Source organism: Actinomyces sp. B33 (assembly GCF_028437565.1).
In the GTDB taxonomy this organism is placed as follows: domain Bacteria; phylum Actinomycetota; class Actinomycetes; order Actinomycetales; family Actinomycetaceae; genus Pauljensenia.
In genome coordinates this window covers 85,494-111,775 of sequence record NZ_JAMRYR010000004.1, presented here as the reverse complement: position 1 = coordinate 111,775, position 26,282 = coordinate 85,494, and the positions used below count along the sequence as shown (strand labels likewise).

The 26,282-nt window shown below is 72.1% G+C and carries 21 protein-coding genes; 6 read left to right on the top strand and 15 right to left on the bottom strand.

The genetic code is table 11. The annotated features are described in order from the left end of the window. The first annotated feature begins 20 nt into the window (after positions 1–20). From M3T53_RS07085 to M3T53_RS07075, 3 genes are all read left to right on the top strand, one after another. On the top strand, positions 21–485 hold the full coding sequence (locus M3T53_RS07085) for a phage holin family protein (RefSeq protein ID WP_272433804.1): 465 nt from the start codon (positions 21–23) through the stop codon (positions 483–485). Then, on the top strand, positions 482–787 hold the full coding sequence (locus M3T53_RS07080) for a DUF3618 domain-containing protein (RefSeq protein WP_272433803.1): 306 nt from the start codon (positions 482–484) through the stop codon (positions 785–787). Before M3T53_RS07085 ends, M3T53_RS07080 begins: the two co-directional genes overlap by 4 nt. A gap of 655 nt (positions 788–1,442) precedes the next feature. After that, positions 1,443–1,697: a DUF3073 domain-containing protein gene (locus tag M3T53_RS07075; RefSeq protein ID WP_272433802.1), complete on the top strand. Its 255-nt coding sequence runs from the start codon at positions 1,443–1,445 to the stop codon at positions 1,695–1,697. Positions 1,698–1,799: 102 nt separating this feature from the next. On the opposite strand, the gene purM is transcribed toward M3T53_RS07075, so the two are convergent. The 3 genes from purM to M3T53_RS07060 all read right to left on the bottom strand — a co-directional run bounded on the left by purM (position 1,800) and on the right by M3T53_RS07060 (position 5,279). Beyond that, positions 1,800–2,975 carry a phosphoribosylformylglycinamidine cyclo-ligase gene (gene purM / locus M3T53_RS07070; protein ID WP_272433801.1) on the bottom strand — a complete coding sequence of 392 codons (1,176 nt, stop codon included), beginning with the start codon at positions 2,973–2,975 and terminating at the stop codon, positions 1,800–1,802. Positions 2,976–3,060: 85 nt separating this feature from the next. Continuing rightward, on the bottom strand, positions 3,061–4,608 hold the full coding sequence (purF, locus tag M3T53_RS07065; protein ID WP_272434035.1) for an amidophosphoribosyltransferase: 1,548 nt from the start codon (positions 4,606–4,608) through the stop codon (positions 3,061–3,063). A gap of 236 nt (positions 4,609–4,844) precedes the next feature. Continuing rightward, the gene (locus M3T53_RS07060; protein WP_334540505.1) at positions 4,845–5,279 is read right to left on the bottom strand and encodes a pyrimidine dimer DNA glycosylase/endonuclease V; all 435 of its coding nucleotides are present in this window, start codon (positions 5,277–5,279) and stop codon (positions 4,845–4,847) included. 243 nt (positions 5,280–5,522) lie between these two features. Between M3T53_RS07060 and M3T53_RS07055 the strand changes: the two genes are divergently transcribed. Then, positions 5,523–7,382 (top strand): ABC transporter ATP-binding protein, encoded by a 1,860-nt coding sequence (locus M3T53_RS07055; RefSeq protein ID WP_272433800.1) that lies wholly within the window; start codon positions 5,523–5,525, stop codon positions 7,380–7,382. Then, complete coding sequence (locus M3T53_RS07050; RefSeq protein ID WP_272433799.1) at positions 7,375–9,144, top strand: ABC transporter ATP-binding protein; 1,770 nt, start codon at positions 7,375–7,377, stop codon at positions 9,142–9,144. Before M3T53_RS07055 ends, M3T53_RS07050 begins: the two co-directional genes overlap by 8 nt. A 419-nt stretch (positions 9,145–9,563) precedes the next feature. Here the strand turns inward: M3T53_RS07050 and M3T53_RS07045 are convergent, their stop codons facing one another. The 8 genes from M3T53_RS07045 to M3T53_RS07010 all read right to left on the bottom strand — a co-directional run bounded on the left by M3T53_RS07045 (position 9,564) and on the right by M3T53_RS07010 (position 19,731). Continuing rightward, positions 9,564–10,658 carry a Fic family protein gene (locus M3T53_RS07045; RefSeq protein ID WP_272433798.1) on the bottom strand — a complete coding sequence of 365 codons (1,095 nt, stop codon included), beginning with the start codon at positions 10,656–10,658 and terminating at the stop codon, positions 9,564–9,566. A gap of 346 nt (positions 10,659–11,004) precedes the next feature. Further along, positions 11,005–12,969 (bottom strand): RNB domain-containing ribonuclease, encoded by a 1,965-nt coding sequence (locus tag M3T53_RS07040; protein ID WP_272433797.1) that lies wholly within the window; start codon positions 12,967–12,969, stop codon positions 11,005–11,007. Positions 12,970–12,972: 3 nt separating this feature from the next. Next, positions 12,973–13,344, bottom strand: a complete 372-nt coding sequence (mnhG, locus tag M3T53_RS07035) for a monovalent cation/H(+) antiporter subunit G (protein WP_272433796.1) — start codon at positions 13,342–13,344, stop codon at positions 12,973–12,975. After that, entirely contained in the window at positions 13,337–13,858 is a 522-nt protein-coding gene (locus M3T53_RS07030; RefSeq protein ID WP_272433795.1) for a monovalent cation/H+ antiporter complex subunit F, read from the bottom strand. The genes mnhG and M3T53_RS07030 overlap by 8 nt, the downstream gene beginning before the upstream one ends. Further along, positions 13,855–14,544 (bottom strand): Na+/H+ antiporter subunit E, encoded by a 690-nt coding sequence (locus tag M3T53_RS07025; RefSeq protein WP_272433794.1) that lies wholly within the window; start codon positions 14,542–14,544, stop codon positions 13,855–13,857. Before M3T53_RS07025 ends, M3T53_RS07030 begins: the two co-directional genes overlap by 4 nt. After that, entirely contained in the window at positions 14,541–16,337 is a 1,797-nt protein-coding gene (locus M3T53_RS07020; protein WP_272433793.1) for a Na+/H+ antiporter subunit D, read from the bottom strand. Before M3T53_RS07020 ends, M3T53_RS07025 begins: the two co-directional genes overlap by 4 nt. Next, positions 16,334–16,816, bottom strand: a complete 483-nt coding sequence (locus M3T53_RS07015) for a Na(+)/H(+) antiporter subunit C (RefSeq protein ID WP_272433792.1) — start codon at positions 16,814–16,816, stop codon at positions 16,334–16,336. Before M3T53_RS07015 ends, M3T53_RS07020 begins: the two co-directional genes overlap by 4 nt. Further along, on the bottom strand, positions 16,813–19,731 hold the full coding sequence (locus M3T53_RS07010; RefSeq protein ID WP_272433791.1) for a Na+/H+ antiporter subunit A: 2,919 nt from the start codon (positions 19,729–19,731) through the stop codon (positions 16,813–16,815). The genes M3T53_RS07015 and M3T53_RS07010 overlap by 4 nt, the downstream gene beginning before the upstream one ends. A gap of 311 nt (positions 19,732–20,042) precedes the next feature. Here M3T53_RS07010 and M3T53_RS07005 point away from each other — a divergent pair, with 311 nt between their 5' ends. Continuing rightward, a complete protein-coding gene (locus tag M3T53_RS07005) occupies positions 20,043–22,529 on the top strand; it encodes a (Fe-S)-binding protein (RefSeq protein ID WP_272433789.1) in 2,487 nt (828 codons plus the stop codon). 16 nt (positions 22,530–22,545) lie between these two features. Here M3T53_RS07005 and M3T53_RS07000 read toward each other — a convergent pair whose 3' ends face one another. The 4 genes from M3T53_RS07000 to M3T53_RS06985 form a co-directional block, all read right to left on the bottom strand. Further along, positions 22,546–23,454 (bottom strand): hypothetical protein, encoded by a 909-nt coding sequence (locus tag M3T53_RS07000; RefSeq protein WP_272433788.1) that lies wholly within the window; start codon positions 23,452–23,454, stop codon positions 22,546–22,548. A gap of 116 nt (positions 23,455–23,570) precedes the next feature. After that, positions 23,571–24,803: a hypothetical protein gene (locus tag M3T53_RS06995; protein WP_272433787.1), complete on the bottom strand. Its 1,233-nt coding sequence runs from the start codon at positions 24,801–24,803 to the stop codon at positions 23,571–23,573. A 6-nt stretch (positions 24,804–24,809) separates the two neighbouring features. Beyond that, positions 24,810–25,391 (bottom strand): dCTP deaminase, encoded by a 582-nt coding sequence (gene dcd, locus M3T53_RS06990; RefSeq protein WP_272433786.1) that lies wholly within the window; start codon positions 25,389–25,391, stop codon positions 24,810–24,812. Between the two features lie 96 nt (positions 25,392–25,487). Continuing rightward, on the bottom strand, positions 25,488–26,237 hold the full coding sequence (locus tag M3T53_RS06985; RefSeq protein ID WP_272433785.1) for a TM2 domain-containing protein: 750 nt from the start codon (positions 26,235–26,237) through the stop codon (positions 25,488–25,490). Between the last annotated feature and the right edge of the window lie 45 nt (positions 26,238–26,282).

Here is a 26,282-nt window from a genome sequence, read left to right as displayed (position 1 = left end):
AATGAGGAAGCGAGTGCCCGATGACGACACCGATCGAGCCCGTCGCACCCGACCACCCGGCCGGCGACGACACCCCTATCCGGACGTATACGCGGGCCCTGTCGCGCCCGGCGACCGTCGGCGAGCTCTTCGCCGCCCTGTCGTCGCAGGTCTCGACCCTGATCAATGGTGAGATCGAGCTGACCAAGGTCAAGGCCAAGGCCCTCGTCAAGAAGGCGGGGACCGGCGGCGCGCTCCTCGCCGGGGCCGCGGTGCTCTCCCTCTACCTCCTCGGCTGGGTGCTCCACACGATCGAGGTGGCCCTCGCCATCGTCCTGCCGGCGTGGGCGGCCTCCCTCATCGTCGCCGGGATCCTCTTGCTGATCGTCGCCGTCCTCGCCGGCGTCGGCGTCTCGCTCGTCAAGAAGAGCCGCGACGACAAGCCCGACCCCAAGGCCGGGATCGAGAAGGGCATCGACGCCGTGAAGAAAGGACTGGGCAAATGACCGAGCAGCATCCCTCCGAGCGCACCGAGGAGCAGATCCAGGCCGAGCTCGCCGTCACCCGCGCCCAGATGAGCCAGACCATCGACGCCCTCGTCGCCCGCGCCCAGCCCGCCTACGTCATGGAGCAGGCGAAGCTCAACGTCTCCGCGAAGGCCCGCCAGACCCGCGCGCGCATCGGCCGGACCGTCGACGAGGCACGGGCCGGTGACGTTGAGGCGATGAAGAAGGTCGGGATCGCCGCCCTCGGGGCCGCTGCCCTCGTGTGCCTGGTCATCGTCCGGGTCGCGCGCCGGAGCCGCTGAACGACCATCCCGTCGCCCGTCCGGGCGGGGTCGAGGGCGCTGCTGGCGCCGACCGCACGGCTCGCGACGAGAATCCGCGAGGCGGGCGGCCCTCCCGCGGACCTTTCACCTGCGCTGCCCCGGACCCGGGGCCCTCGTCGCTCCCGGCGCTCAAGCCCTGCCGCTTTCACCCGCGCTCGCTCGGACCCGGGCTTCACGTGGCTCGTTTGGACTGACCAAAAGGGTTTTCACCCGCGCTGCCCCGGACCCGGGAGGGCGGCCGCCGGTCGTGTGCGTGAAGTGTCCGGCAGTGCGGGTGCACGGACCCCGGCGGGCACGGGGATGCGGCTCCTCGGGCCCGGTTCGCTCGCGCGTGGTTAGGTGGTTAGTTCGGGCCCGGTTGGCTCGGCCATGGTTGGCTCGGGCCCGGTTGACGTCGAAAACCGCCGAACCGGTGCGGCCGGTTCGCCCGATCGGACCGATCGATCCGATCAGTCCGATCCCGGGCCCGTCGGACTCCGACGATCGGGGCGGCCGAGTCCATGACCCCGCGCACATGAGGGGCCCTGCGTGCGGAGTTCCGCCGCGCTCAGGCTATGATGGTCCCACGACACATTCTGATCACCCAGGGCACCGCCTCTGAGCGGACCCGAACGACGCGGAGGGGGTCGACCCCATGGGGCGCGGCCGTCAAAAGGCTAAGCAGACGAAAGTCGCACGCAAGCTGAAGTACTTCAGTCCGAACACGGACCTGGATGCTCTCCAACGGGAGCTGACGACTTCGGAGGACCGCTACTCCGAGGATGTCGACGACGCGGATGATCAGGACGACGAGGACGACGACCTCTACTCCAAGTACGCCGACCTGGCCGGAGACGACGAGGACGACGACCCCTCCGAAGAGGACTACTGGACTGCCCCCGCCCGCTGATCCCTGGCGCGCATGTGCACGAGCATGCGTTTCGACGCGATTCTGAGCGCGATTCGCCCGCCGAACGCGCCGAAACGCATGGCGGTGCACATTCTTCGACTGTCAGGCCGTCCGGTACCGCCCGTGCAGGAGCACCGCCCCCGCCGTGACCCCTTTCGTCCCGTGGATCAGGCGCTCACCGGGTCTGCGCGCGTCCGCCGCCGGCCCCCGCCGCCCAACCTCTCCCCGGGGCCCCATCGACACCGAGCCGAGGACCCAGGCGTCGACCCCTGCGCGGGCGCAGGCGGCGACGACCTCATCCACGGAGTCCGAGCCGACGACCGCGACCATGCCCACCCCCAGGTTGAGCGAGTCCTCCATCGCCTCCCACGACACCGAGCCGCCGAGGCGCACCCAGTCGAATACGCCGGGGACCTCCCACGATCCCCGGTCGACGTCGCCCACCGCCCCGACGGGCAGCACCCGCGACAGGTTCGCTCCCAGGCCCCCGCCCGTGACGTGCGAGAACGCGTGAACGCCGACGGCCGGGGAGCCCTCTCCGCCGACCCCCACCCGGTCGACGAGGTCGAGGCACAGGCGCGTGTACAGGCGCGTCGGCTCGAGGAGCTCCTCGCCCAGGGTCCGGCCGAACCGGTCGACATGGGAATCCAGGCTCCTCCCCGTGCGGGCCAGCACCGAGCGGACCAGCGAGTAGCCGTTCGAGTGCAGCCCGGACGAGGCCATGGCGACGAGGACATCCCCGTCCTCGACGCGCTCGGGCCCCAGGAGCTTCGAGGCGTCGACGACGCCGGTGGCCGCGCCCGCGATGTCGTAGTCGTCAGGGTCCATGACCCCGGGGTGCTCGGCGGTCTCACCGCCGACGAGGGGCGTGCCCGTCGCCTCGCATGCGCGGGCGATGCCGGTGACGATCGCGGCGATCCGCTCGGGGACGACGCGCCCGCAGGCGATGTAGTCGGTCATGAGGACGGGCCGGGCGCCGGTGACGACGATGTCGTCGACGACCATGCCGACGAGGTCCTGGCCGATGGTGTCGTGGATGTCCATGGCGCGGGCGATGGCGATCTTCGTGCCGACCCCGTCGGTCGAGGTCGCGAGCAGGGGGCGCTCCATGCCCAGGAGCGCGGAGGCGTCGACCATGCCGGCGAAGCCCCCTGTGGCGCCCAGGACGGTGGCGTCGTGCGTGCGCGAGACGGCCGCTTTCATCAGGTCGACGGCGCGGTCGCCGGCGGCGGTGTCGACTCCGGCGGCGGCGTAGTCGAGGGGGGTGATGTCGCTCATCGGGTCTCCTGTGTCGGGCGGCGGTCGTGATCGGTCGGGCGGGGGACGGGTCGGCGGAGTCCGGGGCCCGCGGGCGGGGCGGCGGTCAGCAGGAGATCGCCCCCGGGGTGCCCGGGATGGGCGTGCCCTTGGGGACGTCCTCGGGGTAGTCGCCGGTGAAGCAGCCCAGGCACAGGCCGGTGCCCTGGCCGGTCGCCTGGACCATGCCCTCCATCGACAGGTAGGCCAGGGAGTCGGCGCCGAGCGAGCGGCGGACCTGGTCGACGCTCATGGACGAGGCGATGAGCTCGGCGCGCGTGGGGAAGTCGATGCCGAAGAAGCACGGCCAGGCGACGGGCGGCGAGGAGATCCTCACGTGGACCTCGGCGGCGCCCGCCTCGCGGAGCATGGCGACGAGCGCGCGCTGCGTGTTGCCGCGGACGATGGAGTCGTCGATGACGACGAGGCGACGGCCCTCGATGACCTCGCGCAGGGGGTTGAGCTTGAGGCGGATGCCGAGTTGACGCAGGGACTGGGTCGGTTGGATGAAGGTCCTCCCGACATAGGAGTTCTTGACGAGCCCCTGGGCGAAGGGGATGCCGGATTGTTGGGCGTAGCCGATGGCGGCGGGGGTCCCGGATTCGGGGGTGGGGATGACGAGGTCCGCGTCGACGGGGTTCTCGACGGCCAGCGCCGCGCCCATCTGCTGGCGCGCGGCGACGATGCGGCGCCCTCCGATGGTGGTGTCGGGGCGGGCCAGGTAGACGTATTCGAAGACGCAGGTGTTGGCGCGGGTGACGGCGAAGCGGCGCGAGTGGACGCCGGTGGCGTCGATGGCGATGAGTTCTCCCGGTTCGATCTCGCGAACGAAGGAGGCGCCGCACAGGTCGAGGGCGGCGGTCTCGGAGGCGAGGACCCAGCCGGAGTGGAGGCGCCCGAGGACGAGGGGGCGGTATCCGTGGGGGTCTCGCGCGCCGTAGAGGGTGTTCTCGTCCATGAAGCACAGGGAGAACGCGCCTTTGAGGCGCGGCAGGACGGTGAGGGCGGCGGCGACGAGGGGGGAGGGGTCGGCCTCGGATGCGGCTGCGCCCTCGCCGATGGGGTCGGGGAGGGCGCAGGCGGGGGCGACGTAGGGGGCGGGCCCGGGGATCCTGTCGGCGAGGCCGAGGAGGGCGGTGATGATCGACGTGTCCGTCGTGGCGCCCCGTTCGACGTCCTCGCCGTCGTCGGCGATCGCGCGGGCGAGGGCCCGCAGGTCGTCGGTGTTCGTCAAGTTGCCGTTGTGGCACAGGGCGAGGGTGCCGGTGGGGGTGGGGCCGAGGGTGGGTTGGGCGTTGCGCCAGATGTCGGCCCCGGTGGTGGCGTATCGGACGTGTCCGAGGGCGATGTGGCCGGTGAGCCCTTGGAGGGTCTGCTCGGAGAAGACGTGGGTGACGAGGCCCTGGTCCTTGTAGACGAGGATCTGCTCGCCGTTGGAGGTGGCGATGCCGGCGGATTGCTGGCCGCGGTGCTGGAGGGCGTAGAGGGAGAAGTAGGTGAGTCTGGAGACGTCCTCGTCGGGGGCCCACACGCCGAATACGCCGCAGTGGTCGCGGGGGTGGTCGTCCTCGTCGATGCCGAGGCCGGGCGGTGTCTGATCAATCCGTGCGGAGATTGGGGGCACGCCTCCACTGTGCCACACCTGCCCGTGGATCGGCGACGAGCCGGAACGTGACCTGCGTCCTCCCGTCCCGGGGCGGGACCAACGACCCACCCCTACTCCCCACAGTGAAGTCCCTGCGTCCTCCTGTCCCGGGGCGGGATCATCGGCAACCTCACCAATCCTGCTCCTCCCGTCCCAAGGTGGGAGTGGGAGGCCGGGGTCTCGGGACGTGCGCGCAGCGGCGCGCCTCATTCTTCGGGGGAGGCGCGTTCCCAGGGCTCGACGGGGCCGTCGACGACGCGGAACAGGGGGTGGGGTCCGACGGAATCGAGTCGGGGCAGCCAGTGGGGGGCTCGGACGCGGACTTTGGCCCGCAGGTGCGCGGTTTCGAGGTCGAGTTGTCCTCGGGTGACGGTCAGGGTTCCGGGTGGGGCCGGTTCGGCGTCGACGAGGTTGCGGGCGAAGCGGTACCCGCGACGGTCGGCCTCGTCGGCGAGGGGGAGGAGCCATCCGGCGATGAGGGCGGCGGCGGCCTCTCCGCGGAATCGGTCGAGTTGGGGGTGGCGGCGGTAGCCGGTGGTGGCTCCGCGCAGGACCTTCTGGGCGAGGAGTCCCTCTCGCCATCCGGCGACGAGGGCGGCTCTGTCGAGGACCGTCGGATCAAGGCTCCACAGTCTCATCATCGTCTCCTTCCCCGAGAGAACATATTGTGCGGCGGCGACGCCGGGCAAGCGTCGCCGCCGGGTGATCGTCTTCAGCGGCGCGGACTGCGGGGGCGACGACTCATCGCGTCGCTGAGCAGAACATGGCCGGCCCGGCCGGGCGATCCCGTGTCCCGATGCCCGCACGGGGCAAGAGGGGTTCCATCGATCCCTTCGATGAGTTAGCCTCTCCTAAGGGAATCGTCGTTCTAGAGAGCACCTGGCATGAGCATCACCGAGTCAGACGCGTCCACACCCCCCGTTCAGGACACGCCCGACGCCCTCCTCTCCCCCGAGGACTCCGCCGCCAAGCACGCCCGAGGACGCCGGGCCATCCGCCGCCTCCAACGTCCCATCCGGGCGTGGCTTCTCCTCGCCCAGGTCCTGACCCTCGTCAGCGCGATCCTCGGAGTCGCCCCCTACGTCGCGCTCGTCGCCCTCGGGGACGTCCTCCTCGACGCCCACAGGACGGGGGCCCCGCTCGACGCGATCCGGGCGAAGACGATCATTATGTGGCTGATCGCCGCCTTCCTCGCCAACCTGACGTCCTATTTCCTCGCCCTCGCCATCACGCACTTCGCCGACCTCCACCTGCGGGCCCGCACCCGCGAGGCCATCCTCCTGCGCCTCGCCGGCGCCCCCCTGGCCTGGTTCGACGACTCGACCTCCGGGAGGGTCCGCAAAGCCGTTCAAGACGACACGGTGACCGTCCACACGGTCATTGCCCACGCGCCGGTCGACATGTTCAACGCGGTCGTCTCCCCCCTGGCGCTCTTCGCCTACGCGATGCTCATCGACTGGCGCCTCGGGCTCTTGTCGATCGCGACGATCCCCCTGTACGCCCTCACCTACACGGCGACGATGCGGGGGATGGCCGAGAAGACCGCGCAGATGGACGACAAACTCGCCGTTGTGTCGTCGCGGATGATCGAATTCGCCTCCGGCATCTCCGTCGTCAAGGCGTTCGGCCAGGTCGGGCGGGCTCACGGGCGATACATGGATGCCGCCTCGTCCTTCGTCCGCTTCTGGCGCGGCTGGTGCATCCCCCTCGTGTCGATCAGCTCCCTGTCGATGTCGTGGATCTCGACGCCCCTCGTGCTCCTCGTCAATCTCGGCGGCGGGACGGCCATGATCGCCGCCGGTTGGGTCGACATCCCCCAGGTGATCGCGACCTCGCTCATCGCCCTCGTCCTGCCGCGGACGATCAACACCGTCGCCTCCATCGAATGGTCCTACCAGCTCGCGGGCTCGGCGGCCGTGCGCCTGTGCGACATGCTCGACACCGAGCAGCTGCCGCGCCCCGACCGCCCGCTCGTCCCCGCCGGGTCTTCGATCCGCGTCGAGAACGTCAGCCACACCTACGCCTCCGGCGACAACGGGGCCGCCATCCACGCCCTCACCGACATCACCCTGACACTGCCGGAGGGGACGGTCACCGCCCTCGTCGGCCCCTCCGGGTCGGGGAAGTCGACCCTCGCGATGCTCCTCGCCCGTTTCGCCGACCCGACCGCCGGGCGCATCACCCTCGGCGGAGTCGACCTGCGCGACATCGACGAGGGCGAGCTCTACCGGCGCATCGCCTTCGTCTTGCAGGACAGCGAGCTCCTCACCTCGTCGATCCGCGCGAACATTGCCCTGGCCAGGCCAGATGCCACGGACGAGGAGATCCGCGACGCGGCCAGGGCCGCGCAGATCGACGACTTCGTCATGTCCCTGCCCAACGGCTACGACACCGTCATCGGCCGCGACACCCACCTGTCCGGCGGGCAGGCGCAGCGCATCTCGATCGCCCGCGCGCTCCTGCGCGACGCGCCGGTCCTCGTCCTCGACGAGGCCACCGCGATGACCGACCCCGAGTCGGAAGCCGACATCCAGCAGGCGCTCACCGCCCTCGCCCGGGGACGGACCGTCGTCGTCATCGCCCACCGGCCGGCCTCGGTCGTCGGCGCCGACCAGATCGTCGTCCTCGATTCGGGGCGCATCGCCGCGGTCGGCTCGCACGAGGACCTCCTCGATCAGCCCCACTACGCGGCCCTTCTGCGCTCGACGGCCGCCCGAGCCCCGATGGAGGCCCCCCATGAGTAAGACGCCTCACTCCGGCGGGCTCCTCCTGCCCCGGTACGAGCGCCTGATGGCGCACGAGGACTGGGGGAAGCTGCGCACGGGCATGACGCTCGGCCTCCTCGTCGGGATCCTCCGCGGCCTCGGACTCCTCGTCCTCATCCCGGTGACGACCACGTTGGCGGGCTCGCCGGGATCCTTCGGTCTCGGCTCGCGGGAATGGCTCGTCGTCCTCGGCGCGATCGCCGTCGCCGCGGTCGTCCTCGACTTCCTCGGGGTGAGGATCGGGTACTTCGGGGCCCTGGGCTTCGTCTCCGAGGTCCACCGTCGGATCGGCGACAAGGTCGCCGCCCTCCCGCTCGGATGGTTCCGGCGAGACACCGGGGCCCGCCTGTCGCGAATGGTCACCCAGGAGATGCTCTCCCTGGGGGAATCGGTCGGCCACTTCATCTACTCGCTCGTGGTCCAGACCGCTACGGCGATCGTCATCACGCTGGGCGCCTGGCTGTGGGACTGGCGGCTCGGACTCCTCCTGACCGCCTCCGCGCCCGTCCTCCTCGCCGTCCTCGCGCTCTCCCGGCGCATCCTCGATCACGGGAAGTCCATCAGCGAGCCCCGCGAGGAGGAGATCGCGGCCCGAACCGTCGAGTTCGCCCAGTGCCAGCGCGCCCTGAGGGCCAATGGGGCCTCCGCCGGATACCCGGAGCTCGCCGCCGCCCTCGACGCGGCGCGCGTCTCCTCCCGGCGAGCGCTGTGGTGGGAGACCCTGTCCCAACTGCTCAGCGGCATCGCCGTCCAGACGATCATCGTCTCGTTCATCGTCGTCGCCGCGCAGGTGGCCGCCGTCGGCTCGATCGCCCCCCTGCCGGCTGTCGCGACCCTCGGCCTCATCCTGTGCTTCACCGCCGAGCTCAACGCGATCAGCTCTGCGCTGTTCGGACTGGAGGACCGCCGCCAGCAGATGGACCGGATCGACGAGGTGATGGACGCCCCCCTTCTCCCCGCCCCCGAGACGAGCGCCCCGATGACCGCTCCCGGGAGCGTCGCCCTCACCGACGTCGGCTTCTCCTATGACCACTCCCGTCAGGTGCTCGACGGCATCACGTTCACCGTCCCGGCGCGGACGATGTGCGCGATCGTCGGACCCTCCGGCTCGGGCAAGACGACGATCCTGCGCCTGATCTCCCGCTTCTACGACGCGACATCGGGCACCATCCGCGTCGGCGGCTCCGACGTGCGCGAGATGACGACCGAGGACCTCATGGCGGAACTGGCCATGGTGTTCCAGGACGTCTACCTCTTCGACGACACCCTCGAGGCCAATGTCCGCGTCGGGAGGGCCGACGCAACCGATGAGGAGGTTGCGCGGGCGATCGATCTGGCGGGGGTCACCGAGATCATCGACCGCCTGCCCCTCGGGGCGGCCACGCGCGTCGGCGAGGGGGGCCGATCGTTGTCAGGCGGGGAGCGGCAGAGGGTGTCGATCGCGCGCGCCCTCCTCAAACGCGCCCCGATCGTCCTCTTCGACGAGGCGACGAGCGCTCTCGATGTCGAGAACGAGAGGCATTTCGTCGCGTCCATGGAGCGCCTGCGGGCCACGTCGACGCTGATCGTCGTCGCCCACAAGCTCGAGACGATCATGTCAGCCGATCAGATCATCATGCTCGACGCGGATGGGCGGATCGCCCAGCGGGGGACGCATGACCGCCTCGTCGAGGCCGACGGCCCCTATCGGGATTTCTGGGGCCAGCGCCACCGGGCCCGCGGGTGGTCGCTCGTCGAATGAGGGGCGAGGGGCGCGCGGCGCCTCGCCGCGTCGACGATCAGCTTCGAGACGAAGAAGTCGCGGTGATGTCGTTCGCGGCGGGCTTGCCGGGCGGCTTCACAGGCACCTACGGGAACTGCCTCCCCCGGGAGTGGACGCCGCCGAATATGCGGCGCTGCTATCCGAGACCTCCGTTCAGGCATCGCCGGTCAGTACAGCTAGCGCCGTATCCGGGGTCGTCGGGAAAACGAAGGGGCTTCTCTCCGGTTTCAGCGCGAATGCGAAGGATGCCGCTGCGAATGCGAGCAGTTGGACGAGGGACGCTACCGGGACATTCCTACACAAGGGCGAAGATCCCATGATCTGCGAGGAATCCGAGTAGGCCTGGGGAGCCGAGCACGGGCGTCCCCGCCTGCCGAGGCGCCTGGGATGCTCTCCTCCTATTCGGGTAGCGCCGCGGCGAAGAGCATGTCGAGCAAGCGGTCGTTGACGAAGAGTACCGTCCGCCCGATCCGCTCCTTGCCGATCGTGCCGTGCTCGGCGATCTCCGTCAGCCAACGCGATGCCGTCTGGCGTTTCGCCAGTCCTGCCTCCACGACGGCGTCGATGCGAAGATACGGCTGCGTGAACAGGAGCCTCGTGATGTCAGCCGCGGGAACCCTGGAATTGATCCGACGGATCTCCTCGCTCATCTGCTCGCGCAGTTCATCTGTCCTTTCGACCAGATCGAGGGTCCACGTCGCCGTCTCAGTGATCCCGGACAGGAGGAAGAGGATCCACGGAGTCCACTCGTCATTGCGAGTCACGCCCTTGAGGAGCCGATAGTACTCGTCCTTGTGCCTGGTGATGTGCCCGGACAAATAAAGAATGGGGAGTTCGAGGACACCGGATTCGATGAGGACCAGCAGGTTGAGGATGCGCCCGGTGCGGCCGTTCCCGTCGAAGAACGGGTGAATCGCCTCGAACTGATAGTGGGCGAGCGCCATCACCACCAGGGGATCGATCCCATGATCGCCGTGGAGGAAGGACTCCCACGCCGACAGGTGTCGCTGAATCGTCTCCTGTCCCTCGGGCGGGGTATAGATCCTCCGACCGGTGCGGGGATTGCCGATGTAGGTCCCCGGCCGATTACGGATCTGGACCTGATGCCCGTTGATCCCCTCGCACACGGCGATCGCGGTTGCCGTCGTGATCGGCCGTTCCCGCACGGATTCGAATCCCGCCCACAGGGCCTCTCGATACCTCAGCGCCTCCTTGACCTGCGGGGTCATTGCCGACAAGGCCCCATGGGCCGCTTTGAAGAGCTCATCATTGGTCGTCACGATGTTCTCGATCTCGCTCGACGCCTGGGCTTCGAGGAGGGGGATGAGATTGATGAGCATCGTCGGATCGGGCAGCCGTTTGCAGGCCCCATCGAGGCGGGCGAGCGCCCTGCTGGCGGAGATCACGCCCTTGAGAACGGCAGGGGTTTCGATCTGAGCAGCAGGGGGCAGTGGAGGAAGATCCTGGTACGGCTCATCGGGCGTATTCCACATGTTCACACCATAAGCACGATTCCCAAACGTGTCGATGAAACGCGAAAAAATCGACACGTTCGGACGATATGTACACGAAAAGCCGTTTCGTCGACACATTCGATGAGCGAGGCCGGACCGCGGCTCAGCGGCGGATCTCCGTGGGAGGAAGCGTCCCGGCTTCGGTGTGTCGGGGGCGGTCGGCGAGTCGACGGGTCCCCACGCGAGGAGACGCCCCATTCTCCGACGCGGCACGACGAGGGCTCGGCTCGGCGAAGAACGCTCCGACGCCCCAGCGGCCGCGCCCCTCCTCCCACGCCGCAGGAGAGGCCGGGCCGACGCCGTGACCGGCGCCCGCGGACCGGTCCTACGAGGCCGGCCACGCGAACTCGACGCTCCGGCGCTCGACGTCCGCGCGGATCAGGCGCACCCGCGTCTCGTCCCCGACCGGCAGCTCAGCGCTCCCGCGGGCGACGACCGGCGCCATGACCGCCGGGTCGGCGACCATCACCCGGCCCCGCTCGGGCTCCTCCTCCCCCGGCCCGCCGTCCGATCCCCGCCGTCCGGAGTCCCCCGAGGGCGCGGACGGCGCCTCACCGCCGCCCGCGTGCCGGGAGCGACCCGGCTCCTCCCCCGCCCCGTCGCGGTCGCGGCGCCGATCCCGACCGCGGCTCTCGACGATGACCCCATCGAAGGCCTCGCCCTCATGCCCGACGAGGAGTTTCGCGCTGACCGCCCCCACGGCCGCCCGCTCGGCCGCAGCCGCCCGCTGGCGCGCCCGCGCCATGATCGACGGCACCTGCGACACCGACTCGACGACCCACTCGGGGATGGGCTCGCCCGCGTCGTGAGCCAGGCAGATCTCCGACGACCACCGGTCGACGAGGCGGCGCAGCGGCGCCGTCGTATGCGCGTACTCGGCGCCGATCGCCGCATGACGGGCGGACTCGTCGCCGATCCGCGGGAACGGCTCCGCGGTCGACTGCTCGACCGTCGCTTCCCCCGAGTCCCCGTGACCGGCGCCCTCCCCGGCCGGCGCTCCCCCGGCCTCGGGCAGCCCCCGGTCGGAGAACACCGTGTAGGCGGCCCCCCGGTACAGGCCCATCGCCTGGATGAGGAAGGACGCATGAGCCGGATCGGTCGGGTCCAACTCGGGCACGAGCCGCGCGTACGGCATCCCGCTGGGCCAGTCGACGCCGAGGACCCGCGCGACCGCCCGCATCCTCCTCATCGCCGACTCCGGCGCCTCCGGCACCGTCCGCAGGATCCCCACCCCCGCGGCCCGCATCTTCTCCGCGGCGCACATGCCCGTCAGCAGCGAGATCTGCGCGTTCCACTCCTCGACGAGCGCATTGGCGCGGAACTCCAGGGCGTAATGGGACCCTCCGTCGACCTCCGGGATCCTGATGATCTCCTGCTCGGGCGTCGGGGCCGACACTCCCCCGCGCCCCGTCTCGATGAGCCGCCGGGCCCGGCCGACCTCCTCCAGCAGGGCGACGAAGTCGTCGGGGACTCCGGGCAGGCCCCGGCCGCGGACCCGGGCGGCCTCGACCTCGTCGTAGGACAGCTGCGCCCGCGAGCGCACGACCGCCCGCCTGACGGCGGCCCCCAGGCGGTGCCCCTCGGCGTCGAGGAGGATCTGCCACACGCACGCCGGCGCCACCTGGCCCGGCAGGAGGGAGGCCGCGCCCTCGGACAGGACCGGCGGATGCAGGGGGGTGGATCGGTCGGGCATGTAGACGGTGAGGCCGCGGGAGCGGACCTCGTCGTCGAGGGGGCTCCCCGCGGGGACGAAGGTCGCCAGCGACGCGATCGCGTAGGACACGAGGACCGTCGCGCCCCGGGGGGCCCGCTCCCGGTCGGCCGGGGTCAGCCGGTGGAGGTGGACGGCCTGGTCGAGGTCGCGCGAGCCCTCCGGGTCGACGGTGACGAAGGGGATCGCTGTGGCGTCCCATGACGGCAGGGCCGCGGGGTCGAGGTCGGGCCAGCGGTGGGCCGCGGGCGCGAGGTCGAGGCGGGGCCAGCTGGTCAGGCGCCGGTAGTCGAGGGGCCCATCGGGGGCCTCTGCGACGGGGGCGCCGGCCGCGCGGGGGGCGTCGGCCGAGGGGCCGGGGGCGGGCCCGGATACCCGGGTGGACGGGTCCTCGGGGGCGGGGGCGGCGAGGCGGAGGCCGGCGACGGCCTGGGCCCACTGGCGGCAGGCGCGCTCGGCCTGGGCGAGGACGGCCTCCGGGAAGCCCTTCGGCAGTCCCGCTTCGGCGCGGATCTCGTCGAGGACGGGGATCAGCGACGAGTCGTCGACGCTCAGGCGGAGGCGGTGGAGTTGGACCATTGTTCAGTTCCTCTCGATATGCGCGCCGGGCGCGAGGTCGTCGCCGAGGTCATCGACGTCGAGGACGTCGTCGAAGGAGTCGCGCGACGAGCGCCCGCCCCGGTCGACGCCTCGGGCGATGAGGTGGGAGCCGACGGGCGCCGTGATGACCTGGATGATGACGATGAGGACAGCCAGCCCGGCCCACTGGGCGGTCCTGACCTCCACCGCGACCCCGGCGCACACGAGGAGCAGGCCGAGGAGCTGGGGCTTGGACGCGGCATGCATCCTCGTCCACGGGTCCTTCATCCGGATCAGGCCGATCGCGGCGACGAAGGTGAGGGCGACGCCGGCGAGCAGGAGGATCGATCCGATCCACGTGAGGACGTCACTCATGGGGGGTCCCTCCTCCCGGGCTCGTCCCGTCGCCGGGCGCCCGCCCGGGGTCGGCCATCGGGGGGATGGCGGCCGGGGCCGTCCGGCGGACGTGGGAGAGCTCCTCCATGGCGGCGGTCTCGGCGATCTCGCGGGCGGCCTCGGCCTCGGCGGCCTGGGCCTCGGCCTCCTCGGCGCGCCGCGCGTCGTCCTCGCGCGCCCGCATCTGCTCGGCGGCCTCCTCGGCGGTGAGGATCCGCCGCTCGGAGACGTGCTCGCGGCGGGTGAACCGGGCGATGACGACGGGCGCGAGGAATCCGATCAACGCCAGGAGGAAGATGACGACCCCCAGGTCGGCGCGGTTCCATCCGACGATCATCACGGCGAGCAGGGCGATACCCGAGGCCGTGAGGACGTCGTTGGCGATGGCCCGGTCCAGGAGGGACGGGCCCCGGCCGATGCGCACGAGGGCGAGGATCGCCGAGCAGGCGGCCAGGCAGGCGGCCGCGAGGTGAACGAGGTCGAGAGCGCTCATCCGCCCTCCCGGGGGGCTGAGGGGGACAGGTCGTGCCCGGGGTCGCCGGGCAGGGGGCGGCTCGTTGGGAGGCGTCGGCGGACCCATCGGATCGGGTGGTCGCGGGTGGGGATCCCCAGGTCGGCGAGGACGTCCGCGGGGGCGATGGCGCGCAGGATCCTCTCCTCCTGGCGCAGGGCCGACCGGCGGATGCCGGCGCGCCCGCCGTGCCCGTCGAGGTCGAGGACGTGCAGGTACATGCGCGCCTGGTCGCGCATGATGGCGACGACGATCGACCCGGGGACGAGGGAGGTCATCGCGGACATGATCGTCAGGTGAACCGGGTCGTTCGAGTGGAGGTCGACGCGGACGATGCCGGTGCGCACGCGCCGCCCCGACAGGATGATCCACGAGACCTCCAGGCCGGAGTGGACGAGGTCGACGAGGAAGCGGATGAGCAGCCATGCCAGCGCCCCGGGGCGGATGCGCCACCGGGTGCCCGTGCGCGGCATGGGGAGGAGCAGGTGGACGGCGAGGGCGATGAGGAGGCCCCCGACGACCCCCAGGGGGGAGACGTCACGCAGGAGGAGGAGCCAGACCCCCAGGAGCCACAGGGTCATGGCGGCCGAGGGGCGCATGTCGACGCGCGAGGGGCCCCTGGTGGCGCCGGCGGGCCTCGCGGCCCCGGCGGGTCGCAGGCGTCTCATCGTCGGCCCCCCGTTCCGGCCCGCCCGGCCCCCTCGGACGAAGCGGGCTGCTCGTCGTCCCTGGGCACGGCCTGGGGATTGGGGTCGACCTCGACCGACTGGGTGCCGCCGGACTCGTCGTCGGAGGTCCCGGACCCGCGCCCGTCCTCGTCGAGGACCGCCGAGACGTAGGGGGTCCTCGCGGTCAGGTCGACGGCGGCCCGCGACACGTAGTCCCACACGGGGCCCGACGCGATGGCCATCGCCGCCTGGACGCCGATGAGGGCGACGACGACGCCGTACATCGGCCACGAGTTGCGCGAGGTCGCCAGTTCGGTCTCGGTCCGCGAGGCGCGCGCGGCGCGCGCGGACCGTTCGGCGGCGGACGCGTGGGCGGTGCGCACGCGGGCGAGTTGGCGCTCGGCCCGGGCGCGCACGGCCTCGGGGGCGCCGGCCCGGACGACGGGCGCGTGCAGGGAGGTCGTCGAGTCCTCCTCGGACTGCCAGAACGCGAGGTTCCACCATGTGACGACGGCGTACAGGGTGAGGAAGGAGGCGATCATCCCGGCGGCGAGGAGCGTCCAGGCGGTCGGGGATCCGGTTTCGACGGAGGCCCGCACGAGGCCGAGCTTGCCGACGAAGCCGGTGAGCGGGGGGACGCCGACGAGGTTGAGGCCGGCGACGAGGAAGCACAGGGTGATGACGGGGGCGCTGCGATACAGGCCCGACAGCCTCGACAGGGAGGTCGTCCCGGTGCGCCGCTCGATGAGGCCGGCGATGAGGAAGAGGGTGGTCTGGACGAGGATGTGGTGGGCGGCGTAGTAGATGGCGGCGGCCAGCCCGGTGGTCCTGACGAGGGCCAGTCCCCACACCATGAAGCCGATGTGGCTGACGAGCGTGAACGACAGGAGCCTCTTGACGTCGTCCTGGGCGACGGCCCCGAGGATGCCGACGATCATCGTGGCGACGCCGATGGCGGCGAGCAGGGCGGTCAGGCGGCCCCCGGGGAAGAGGAGGACCTGGAGGCGGATCAGCGCGTACACGCCGACCTTGGTCATCAGCCCGGCGAAGACGGCGGTCACGGGGGCGGGCGCCGTCGGGTAGGAGTCGGGCAGCCACGCCTGGAGGGGGAAGATCGCGGCCTTGATGCCGAAGGCGACGAGGAGGACCGTTTGGATCATCAGGGAGGCGCCCGGGTCGATCTCGGGGAGGCGCTCGGTGAGCTGGGCCATGTTGACGGTGCCGGTCGCCGCGTAGGTCAGGGCGATCCCGACGAGGAACAGCGCCGACGACAGCAGGGAGACGACGACGTAGACGGTTCCGGCGCGGACCCGCCCGCGCGTGGCGCCCAGGGTGATGAGGACGAAGGAGGCCCCCAGGAGGATCTCGAAGCCCACGTAGAGGGTGAACAGGTCTCCGGTGAGGAAGGCGTTGGCGACTCCCGCGGACAGGACGAGGAACGTCGGGAAGTAGATGGAGACGGGGGTCCGGGGGTCGTCGTCGATGACCGATTGGGACAGGGAGTAGACGAGGACGCCGAGGGTGACGATCTGGCTGACGAGGAGCATCGTCGCGGCGAGGCGGTCGGCGACGAGGGTGACGCCGATGGGGGCCGCCCACGAGCCGACGTCGAGGACGACGGGCCCGGCGTTGGCGGCGACGGCGAGGACGGCGGCGACGGCCGTCGTCGCCGACAGGGCGACGAGGGCGATGAGGCGCTGGGCGCGGGCGCGGCGCCCGAGGACGAGGGCGAGGCCGGCGCCGAGCAGGGGCAGGAGGACGGGGACGGGGAGCATCCACGAGACATCGGTCATCGGCCGCCCTCCCCTTCGGGTCTGGGCGTCGCGCCGTCGGGCGCGTCCTCGTCGTCGCGGTCGTAGTTAATGTCGGCGTCCTCGTCGCCGCGCACGGCTTCGGCGGCGGCGGTGACCTCGTCGGAGCGCTCGAGGATCCAGCGGTCCTCGAGGTCGTCGACGACCTCGTCGTGGCCGGTCAGTCGCCATTGGCGGTAGGCCAGTGCGAGCCCGAATGAGGTGGTCCCCAGGGACAGGACGATCGAGGTGAGCATCATCGCCTGCGGGAGCGGGTCGGCCATGGCCGCGGGGTCCTCCGAGCCGAGGAGGGGCGGGCGGCCGGCGGGGCCGCCGGCGAACAGGAGGAGGGCGTTGACGCCGTGGGTGAGCAGTCCCAGGCCGATGAAGACCCGCGACAGGGAGCGCTCGAGGATCAGGTAGGCGCCGGCTCCGGCGAGGACTCCGGCGACGAGGAGGAGGGTCAGGGACGCGGAGTTCATCGCAGCGCCCCCCTGGCGTTCGCCTCGTGGTCGGGCCGGGCGCTCTGGCGGTCGATCTGGGCGCCGGTGGCGGAGATCAGGTCGAGGACGAGGCCGACGACGAGGATGTACACGCCGACGTCGAGGACCATCGCGGTGGTGAAGTGGAGGTGGCCGAGGGGGCCGAGGTCGAGGTCGACGGGGGTCGATTGGAGGACGGAGTTGGACAGGGCAAGGGGGGCGAGGGCGGCGGCGCCGACGGTGAACAGCCCGAGGCCGAGGATGCGGCCGGGCGGGATCGGCATGGCCTCGCCGAGCTCGTGGCGGCCCCCCGCCAGGTAGCGCACGACGAAGGCGAGTCCGGCGACGACGCCTCCGGCGAATCCGCCTCCGGGGTTGTTGTGCCCAATGAGCAGCAGCCAGATCGAGACGACGATCATCGTGGGGAAGAGCAGGTGGGCGGCGACCTCGAGGACGACGGAGCGCTCCTGGGCGGGCAGGGCGAGGGCCCCGTTGAGGAAGGAGGCGCGCCGGGCTCTGCGGACGAGCCCCCGCTCGCCGGGCTCGCCGGGCGTGGAGGGGGTCGGTTCGCCGGCGCGGTGGCCGCCCGGGGATAGCGGCGCCTTGTCGATGGGGCCGGAGCGGGAGCGCACGTAGATCAGGGAGGCGACACCGGTGGCGATGACGAGGAGGACGGACAGCTCGCCGACGGTGTCCCACGCGCGGATGTCGACGAGGATGACGTTGACGATGTTCTCCCCCTCGCCGAAGGCGAGGGCCTCGTTCGGCATGATCGACGAGACGGGGTCGTGGACGCGGGCGGAGGAGGCGACGAGGCCGGCGACGACGACCCCCAGGCCGACGGCGACGGCGAGCGCGAGTTTGAGCCATCGGCTCGACGCCAGCGGGCGGTCGGAGAAGAAGCGGGGGAGGCGGCGCAGGACGAGGACGAAGACGATGACGGACACGGCCTCGACGACGACCTGGGTGAGGGCGAGGTCGGGCGCCCCCTGGGAGGCGTAGAGGGCGGCGACTCCCAGGCCGACCCCGCCGAGGGCGACGACGGCGCGCAGGCGGCGGCGCGAGCGGACGGTCTCGACGGCGGCGACGAGGACGACGAGGCCGATGAGGAGTTGGATCGGGGAGTCCGCCCAGGTCAGGTCCGGGGAGGCGGGCCGGGAGGCGATGAGGGATCCGGCGGTCAGGACGACGAGCACCGTGAAGATCACGGACAGGTCCCAGGGCAGGGAGCCGCGCTGGGTGAGGCGGGTCATGCGGGCGGCGAGCAGTTCGAGTTCGCGCAGGCTCCACGCGTACAGGTCGACTGCGGCGATCGGCAGGGTCGTCGCGCGCTGGAGGTCCTCGACTCGCGGCGCGGCGGCGGCCAGGGCGGCGGCGACGGCGAGGATCGCGGCGGTGACGAGGGCGGGCAGGGGGCCGGACCACCAGGCGAGGTGGGCGTGGCCGGGCATCGTCGCCCACGCGGGGGCGAGGATCGTCTCGAGGGGGCCGGGGGCCAGGCCGATGGCGGCCCCGAGGCTGAGGACGACGATGACGGCCTGCATCGGCCACGGGGTCGCCCGGCAGGACGAGACCCGGTCCTCGTCGGCGACGTCGCGCACGCCGAAGGCCCCCCACCAGGCGCGCCACGAGTACGCGGCGGTGAGGATCGACCCGGCGACGAGGAGGACGAGGAGGACCGCGTCGGCGCCGCGCCCGGCCCATGGGGCGCCCGATGCGTCGACGAGGGCGGCGATCATCGCCTCCTTGCCGAGGTAGCCGGTGGTCGGCGGCAGGCCCGCCATGGAGGCGGCGGCCAGGCCGGCGGCGGCCGCGAGGACGGGCCGGCGGCGCCCCAGGCCCGACAGGCGCCTCCAGTCGCGCGTCCCGGTAGCCGATTCGATGGCGCCGACGGTGAGGAACAGCGTGGATTTGAAGAACGAGTGGGCGATGAGCATCGTCAGCCCGGCGGCCATGGCGCCGGCCGACCCGTGGCCGACGGCGGCGGTGATGAGGCCGAGCTGGGAGACGGTGCCGTAGGCGAGGACGAGTTTGAGATCGTGCTGCTTGAGGGCCCTCCACCCTCCCAGGAGCATCGTCGCGGTGCCGACGGCGACGACGACGGGCGACCAGGCGGGGATCGCGGCCAGGCCTGGGGTCAGTCGGGCGACGAGGTAGACGCCGGCCTTGACCATCGCCGCGGCGTGCAGGTAGGCGGAGACGGGCGTGGGGGCGGCCATGGCGCCGGGGAGCCAGAAGTGGGAGGGGACCAGGGCCGATTTGGAGAAGGCGCCGGCCAGGACGAGGAGGGCCCCGACGAGGACCCGGGGGTCGGACGGGTCGAGTCCCCCCGCGGCCAGGTCGCTGAGCCGGTAGGAGCCTGCGGGGACGTGGGCGAGGATGACGAATCCGGAGAACATGGCCAGTGCCCCGGAGGTGGTGACGAGGAGGGCCTGGCGGGCGGCGATCCTGGCGGGGCGGCGGTCGAAGTGGTGGCCGATGAGGAGGAACGACAGGATCGACGTCGCCTCCCAGAAGATGTACAGGCCGATGGTGTGGTCGACCTGGACGATGCCGAGCATCGCGCCGGCGAAGGCCGTGAAGACGGCGGCGAAGCGGCGCAGGCCGTGCGACGAGTCGGTGAAGTAGCGGGAGGCGTAGACGAGGACGAGGGCTCCGACGCCGCCGACGATGAGCGTCATCACCCACGACAGCGCGTCCATCCGCATCCGGATCGTCAGATCGAGGCCGTCGATCCACGTGAGGGATTCGACTGCGCTCGCGCCGCCGAGGGCGTCCCCCGTTCGGGCGAGCGCGTAGGCGAGAGCCGAGGCGGGGGCGGAGGCGAGGATCGCGAGGGCGCGCCGCCCCCAGGCCGATACGAGCGCGGGCGCGAGAATCGCGGCGCACAGGTGCGCGGCGATGACGGCCAGCATAGGGGGCTCCTCACGTGGGGCGGCATGCCGATTTTACCGGCGGCGGCCGGTCCCCGCCCGGCGGGGGGGAGCCCCTCTGGTCGCCGATCCCGCCTGCCTGCTCAGGACGGCTCTCGCCCGGCGGGGAGAGGGGAGGCGCCCCGGTCGGAGGGTGCCGTCGCCCGCGGGGCGCCGACCGGGCTGTCCGCCTCGAACGGAAAGGCATCATGCGTCTGCCCAGGGGGCGGGGGCGCCAGTGCGCTCGATGGGCGGGCGGGCCGGCCGGTGCGACAATGATCCCGTCCGATTCCCGTTCCCCGGAGGTGGCGTCGATGGCCTCACCCACGCTCAGCGTCGTGTGCTGGGTCCTCGCACTGTTCGCCACGCTCTTCGGGTTGCTGTCCTTCACCCGGGGCCTGGCCCACATCTGGCGCGAGGTCTCCCAGGGCGCCCCCTCCCCCGGCCGCCTGCGCCCGGTGGGGGCCCGCACGTGGGGGCTGCTGACCGCCGTCCTCAGCCACCGGGAGTTCAAGGGGCGCCCGTGGATCAGGGCCGCCCACTGGCTCGTCATGGTGTCCTTCCCCCTCCTCTTCCTCACCCTCGTGGCCGGCTACGGCCAGCTGAGGGACCAGACGTGGGCGCTGCCCCTCATCGGGCACTTCCTCCCCTGGGAGTGGCTCACCGAGCTGCTCGCGTGGGGCGGTCTGGCGGGGATCGTCCACTTGATGCTCGTGCGCCGCCGGGCCGGGGCGGGCACGCCCGCGGAGGCGGCCCTGTCGAACGACGACCCGGACGGGGCGGCCGCCCGGGCCGCCGCCGACGCGGGTATCGAGAACGCGACCCCGCCCTCGTCCCTGACCCGCCCGCATCCGCGCGACGGCTCCCCCGCCGGCGTGGCCTCCCGTTTCCTCGGGTCGACGAAGTGGCAGGCGCTCTTCGTCGAATGGGTCGTCCTCGTCGTGTGCGCGTGCATCATCGTCCTGCGGGGGTTGGAGTACGCCCTCCTCACCGCCCTGCCGGACCACTCGGCGTCGGCCTGGCACTTCCCGCTGACCGCGTGGATCGGCTCTCTCGCGCGCGCTTTCGGCGCCGACGCGGACGCGGCGGCGACCGGCATCGTCCTCGTCGCCACCGTCAAGATCCTCGCGTCGATGACGTGGATGATGGTCGTCGGCGTCCAGACGTCCATGGGCGTGGCCTGGCACCGTTTCGTCGCCGTCGTCAACGTCTACGCCCGCCGCAACGCCGATGGCACGAAGTCCCTGGGGCCCGCCGCGCCGATGATCCTCGACGGGAGCCCCGTCGTCTCGCCCGACGCCTTCGACGACGTCGACGAGGAGACGGTCCTGGGGGCGGCGACGGTCGAGGACCTGTCGTGGAAGGCGCGCCTCGACCTGTACGCGTGCACCGAGTGCGGGCGCTGCCAGGAGCTGTGCCCGGCGTGGAACACCGGCAAGCCCCTGTCCCCCAAGCTCCTCGTCATGTCGCTGCGCGACCACATGGAGTCGGCCTCGAAGAAGGAGATCGTCCCCCAGCGAGTCGAGGACGGGAACGTCCCGGGCGACCGTGGCCTGGCCGGCCTCGACGAGGACGGGCGGATGCTCCTCGACAAGGGCGTCGAGCCGCTGCCGCACACCTTCGATGTCCTGTCGGCCCTGTCGGCGTCGGGGGCGACCGGGCCGACGGGCGTCGCCGACGTGACCGCGCCCCTGGTGCCCGGCGTCGTCAGCGAGGAGGTCCTGTGGGACTGCACGATGTGCGGGGCGTGCGTCGAGCAGTGCCCCGTCGACATCGAGCACATCGATCACATCCTCGACCTGCGGCGCCATCAGACCCTCATGGAGTCGGCGTTCCCGCGCGAACTGGGGCGGGCGTTCCGCTCCATGGAGTCGAAGGGCAACCCGTACAACCAGCCGGCCCGCAAGCGCATGGACTGGGCGAAGGGCCTCGATTTCGAGGTGCCGGTCGTCGGCGTCGACATCGAGGACGCCTCCGAGGTCGACTACCTGTTCTGGGTGGGCTGCGCCGGCGCCTACGACGACAAGGCGAAGCAGACGACGGCGGCCGTCGCCGAGCTGCTCCACATCGCCGGGGTGAGCTTCGCGGTCCTGGGGTCGGGCGAGTCGTGCACGGGCGATCCGGCGCGCCGCGCCGGCAACGAGGTGCTCTTCCAGATGCTCGCCGCCCAGGCCGTCGACGCCCTCACGCAGGCCAGTCCCCGGGCGATCGTCGTGTCCTGCGCGCACTGCTTCAACACGATCGCCGGGGAGTTCCCCGACCTGGGCGGCTCCTTCGACGTCGTCCATCACACGCAGCTCCTCAACCGCCTCGTGCGCGAGGGGCGCTTAACGCCGGTCGCCCCTCCGGCGCCGGCGGCGGAGGGTGAGGGCCGGCCGCTGCAGGTGACGTATCACGACGCCTGCTACCTGGGGCGGCACAACCGGGTGTACGAGCCGCCGCGCGAGCTCGTCGGATCGATCCCCGGGGTCGAGGTCGTCGAGATGGAGCGCAATCGGGACCGCGCGATGTGCTGCGGGGCGGGCGGGGCGCACGCGTGGTTCGAGGAGTCGCGGGGCGTGCGGATCGCGGACGCGCGCATCGTCGAGGCGGCGGCGACCGGGGCGGACGTGGTGGCGACCGCCTGCCCGTTCTGCTCGCAGATGCTCGGATCGGCCTCGGGCGCGTCGGCGGGCTTCGTCTCCGGCGCCGAGCCGGAGGATCCGGCTCGGGGCGGGGGCTCCCCCGGCCTGCCCGAGGTCAGGGACGTGGCCGTGATGCTCCTGGAGTCGGTGCGCCGGTCGAGCCCGTCGCAGCCGTGAGCGGCGCCGCGCGCCGTCAGCGCGTCGCGTAGCGCCGGTCGGCGAACATCGCGTTGAGGGCGGAGGCGGCGCGGGCGCGGTGCTCGACGATGGGAGCCCAGAATCGGTTCCACGCGCGCACGCCCAGGAGCGCGCCCCCCGCCCCGACGACCGTGGAGACGGCGACGCCGACGAGGCTGGCGAGCCCGGCGGGCACGAGCAACGCCGACACGGCCAGGAGGGCCGCCGTCCCGGCCGACACGACGAGGGCCGCCGGCGAGCCGATGATGCCCCGGCCCCTGCCGAGGATCGCCGCGCCGGCGGTGCTCAGGGCCGCGAGGAATCCGACGGCCGGGACGGCGACGGGGGCCGACCCCGCTCCCAGGAGCATCAGTCCTTGGAACACCGCCCATGCGACCGTCATGGAGACGATGAGGCCGGAGGCGTCCTCGCGGCGGCCCCGGCGTCGCAGCGAGACCCACGCGCCGGCGACGATCAGGGCTCCGAGGCCCCCCAGGAGCGTCGAGGCGATGCTCGCGGCGCCGGCGACGGCCGCCGACGACGTCAGGACCGCGGGAACGGTGATCGCGGCTCGCGAGGCCGCTCCGGCGAGGTTCGCGACGAGGATCCCGCCGACGCCGGTGGCGACCAGCGCGCCGATGACGAGTTTCGAGGGGAGGCGCCCCTCGGGCATCCTCACACCGACCCCCTCGGCCCGTGCCGCTCGGTCGGCCGAGCGGGAGCCGAAGCCTCCCTGGGGACGGGAGCCCTCCCGGGCGCGGTTCGACCGGCGGGCGGAGCCCTCTCGTCCCGTCCGGGAGGCCGGTCGAGGGCCTGTCGCGCGCTGGGAGAAGCGCGCGGACGCGGACTCGGGCCGGGCGGTCGGGGCCTCGTCCTCGAAGACGAGGTCGACGTGGCGGATGGGGGTGCGATTCGGCTCGCTCATCTGGGCCTCCTTCATCTCCCTGTATTCCACGCGGCCATCCTGTGAACTTACTGGGAGGCTCCTGCACTCGTACTCGGGGGCGCTGCGCTCACAGCGCAACGCCCTCCCGGGCCCGTTCAGGACTCCTGGTCGAGGGCGACGAGGAAGCCGTCCTCGTCGACGACGCTGCCGCCCGCGAGGGCGACGATGATCCCGGTGGCCCGCTCGATGCCCTCCAGCGAGCGCAGCCTCTCGAGGCGGGCCGTGCGGGTGACCCCCGTCAGCGGGACCTCCATGGAGCCGCCGGGCAGCCACTTCACCTGGTATTCGACGATCGTCCCGGTCGTCCACGACTCCCAGCGCAGGACCTGCGGGGGGCGGGGGACGGGGCGGACCTCGACGACCATATCGGACCGGTTGCCCACGGGGGAGATGATCGCGTAGCCCTCGACGACCTGCGGGGTCGCGGGTCGGGCGGCGGCCTCGGCGCGCGCGCGGGCGATGCGCGTCGACAGGTCGGGGCGGACGGGCCCCAGGCCCTCTCGGAGCCGGGCGACCGCCTGCTCCTGGGAGCGAGCCTCCCTGGCGCCCGGGACCCGGGCGGGGATCGCGCTGGCGTCGCGCGCCCGGGGGAAGTCGGGTGCGAGCGCGCGCAGGAGGTCCTCGGGCGCGATCCAGCGGGGCGAGTAGACGCTGAGGTTGACCGCGGAGTCGGGATCGGGTTCGAGGATGCGGCCGCTGCCGCAGATCCGCAATCCTCCGGCGAGCCGTCGGGCCATCTGGTGGAGGACGCGCAGGACCCGGTACTCGAGGCCGGTCGGCATCCCGTCGGGGAACGCTCGGGCCCATTCCCCGTGGAGGGTCTGGTCGGCGGGCGCGGCGACGCGGGAGGCCGGGCAGTGGAGGATCCACGCGTTCGTCAGGGGCGCGGGGGTGTCGAGGTCGGTTCTCCTGGCCGCGTCGATGCGCCAGGGGCCGACGAGGTGGGCGCCGGAGGTCAGTCGCAGGTACCCGGCCCCGACCCATGCGGCGTCGTCCCACACGGACACGGCGAGGGCCTCGACCTCGGAGGGGTCGACCTCGTCGGTGGTGAGGAAGAGGTGGTGGCCCCGTGCCGTCTCGACGTCGATGAGGCCGGCGGGGCCCGAGACGTCGAAGGTCGTGGCGATGGGGGCGGCGGCCTCGGCGAGGGCCACCCGCCCGGTCTGGTCGATGTGGAAGGCGCTGCCGGGCAGGTCGGCGGAGAAGCCGGTGGCGGTCGTCTCGGTCAGGGGGTTGGACGCTCCGGCGCCGTTCGCCGCGGCCATGCGCTCGCGCAGGGACGTGCGGGTGGTGCCGGGGCCGGGCGGCGTCGGTGCCTGGGGGGTCATGGGTGTTCAGCGCTCGATGCGGGTGCGGGTGAAGCGCAGGTGGGTGCGCGAGGGGGTGGGACCGCGCTGCCCCTGGTAGTGGGAGCCGAGGCCGGAGGAGCCGTAGGGGTGCTCGGCGGGCGAGGACAGGTCGAAGAAGCACAGCTGCCCGATGCGCATACCGGGGTACAGGAGGATCGGCATGGTCGCGGTGTTGGACAGTTCGAGGGTGACGTGGCCGGAGAATCCGGGGTCGATGAAGCCGGCGGTCGAGTGGGTGAGCAGGCCGAGGCGCCCGAGCGAGGACTTGCCCTCGAGGCGGGCGGCGATGTCGTCTCCGAGGGTGACGAGCTCGTAGGTGGCGCCGAGGACGAATTCGCCGGGGTGGAGGACGAAGGGTTGATCGGGGCCGACGTCGACCTGGTGGGTGAGGTCGGACTGGTCGGCGGCCGGGTCGATCACCGGGTAGCGGTGGTTGTCGAAGAGTCGGAAGAGCCGGTCGAGGCGCACGTCGATGCTGGCGGGCTGGACGAGGTCGCGGTCGAGGGGGTCGAGGCGGATCCTCCCGGAGTCGAGGCCGGCGGTGATGTCGCGATCGCTGAGCAGCATGTCGTTGATTCTTCCATAGTCGATGGGGCGAGCCGAGGGCCGGGCGCCGTCCTCTGGACGAGGAGGGCGCCCGGTCGGATTCCTGACGCCGATTCGTCAGACCATCGGGACGCCGTTGGCGTCGTAGGCGTAGGAGCCGCTGCGCACGAGGATGAGGATGAATTCGACGAACGACCAGATCCACGTGATCGGGCTGAGGAATCCGAGGCTGAGGACCGTCAGGCACAGCTGGATGACGGCGCGGGCCGTGTAGCCCATGTAGAAGTTGTGGGCCCCGAAGACGCCGAGGAAGAAGGCGAGGAGGGCGGCGGCGATCATCTGCTTGGGCTGGGATCCGGGGTAGGCGTAACCGGCCGCGTACTGCGTCTGGGCGTACCCGGTTTGTCCGTAGGGCTGCTGATACCCGGCCTGCCCGTAGCCCGGCTGGGAGTAGCCTGCCGCGTACGGCGATTGGGCGTACCCGGTCTGGCCGTAGGGCTGTTCGTACCCGGCCTGGCCGTAGCCCGGCTGGCCGTACGCCTGTCCATGGCCGGGCTGGGAATAGCCGGCCTGCCCGTGGTCCTGCTGGTTTTCGGTCTGCCCGTACGCCGATTGGGCCTCGGGCTGGACCTGGGCCTGGGGGCCTCCCCATCCGGGCGGGGCGTCGACCGGCTGCGCGGGCTGGTCGTCGGGGGCCCTGTACGGGCTCGTCGGGGCCTGGTCGAACCCCGCGGGAGCGGAGGAGGCGGGGGGAGCGTAGGGGGCCGCTGATGAGCCCTCGTCGACGCCGGACTGAACCTCCTGCTCGGCGCCGGAGGGGAGGTTGGAGTCGTTCGGGAGGGGGGCGCGCGGGTCGGGGGTCGTCATCACTGTGTCTCCGGTCGGGTGCCTGCGGGCGGCTGCCCGCTGGAC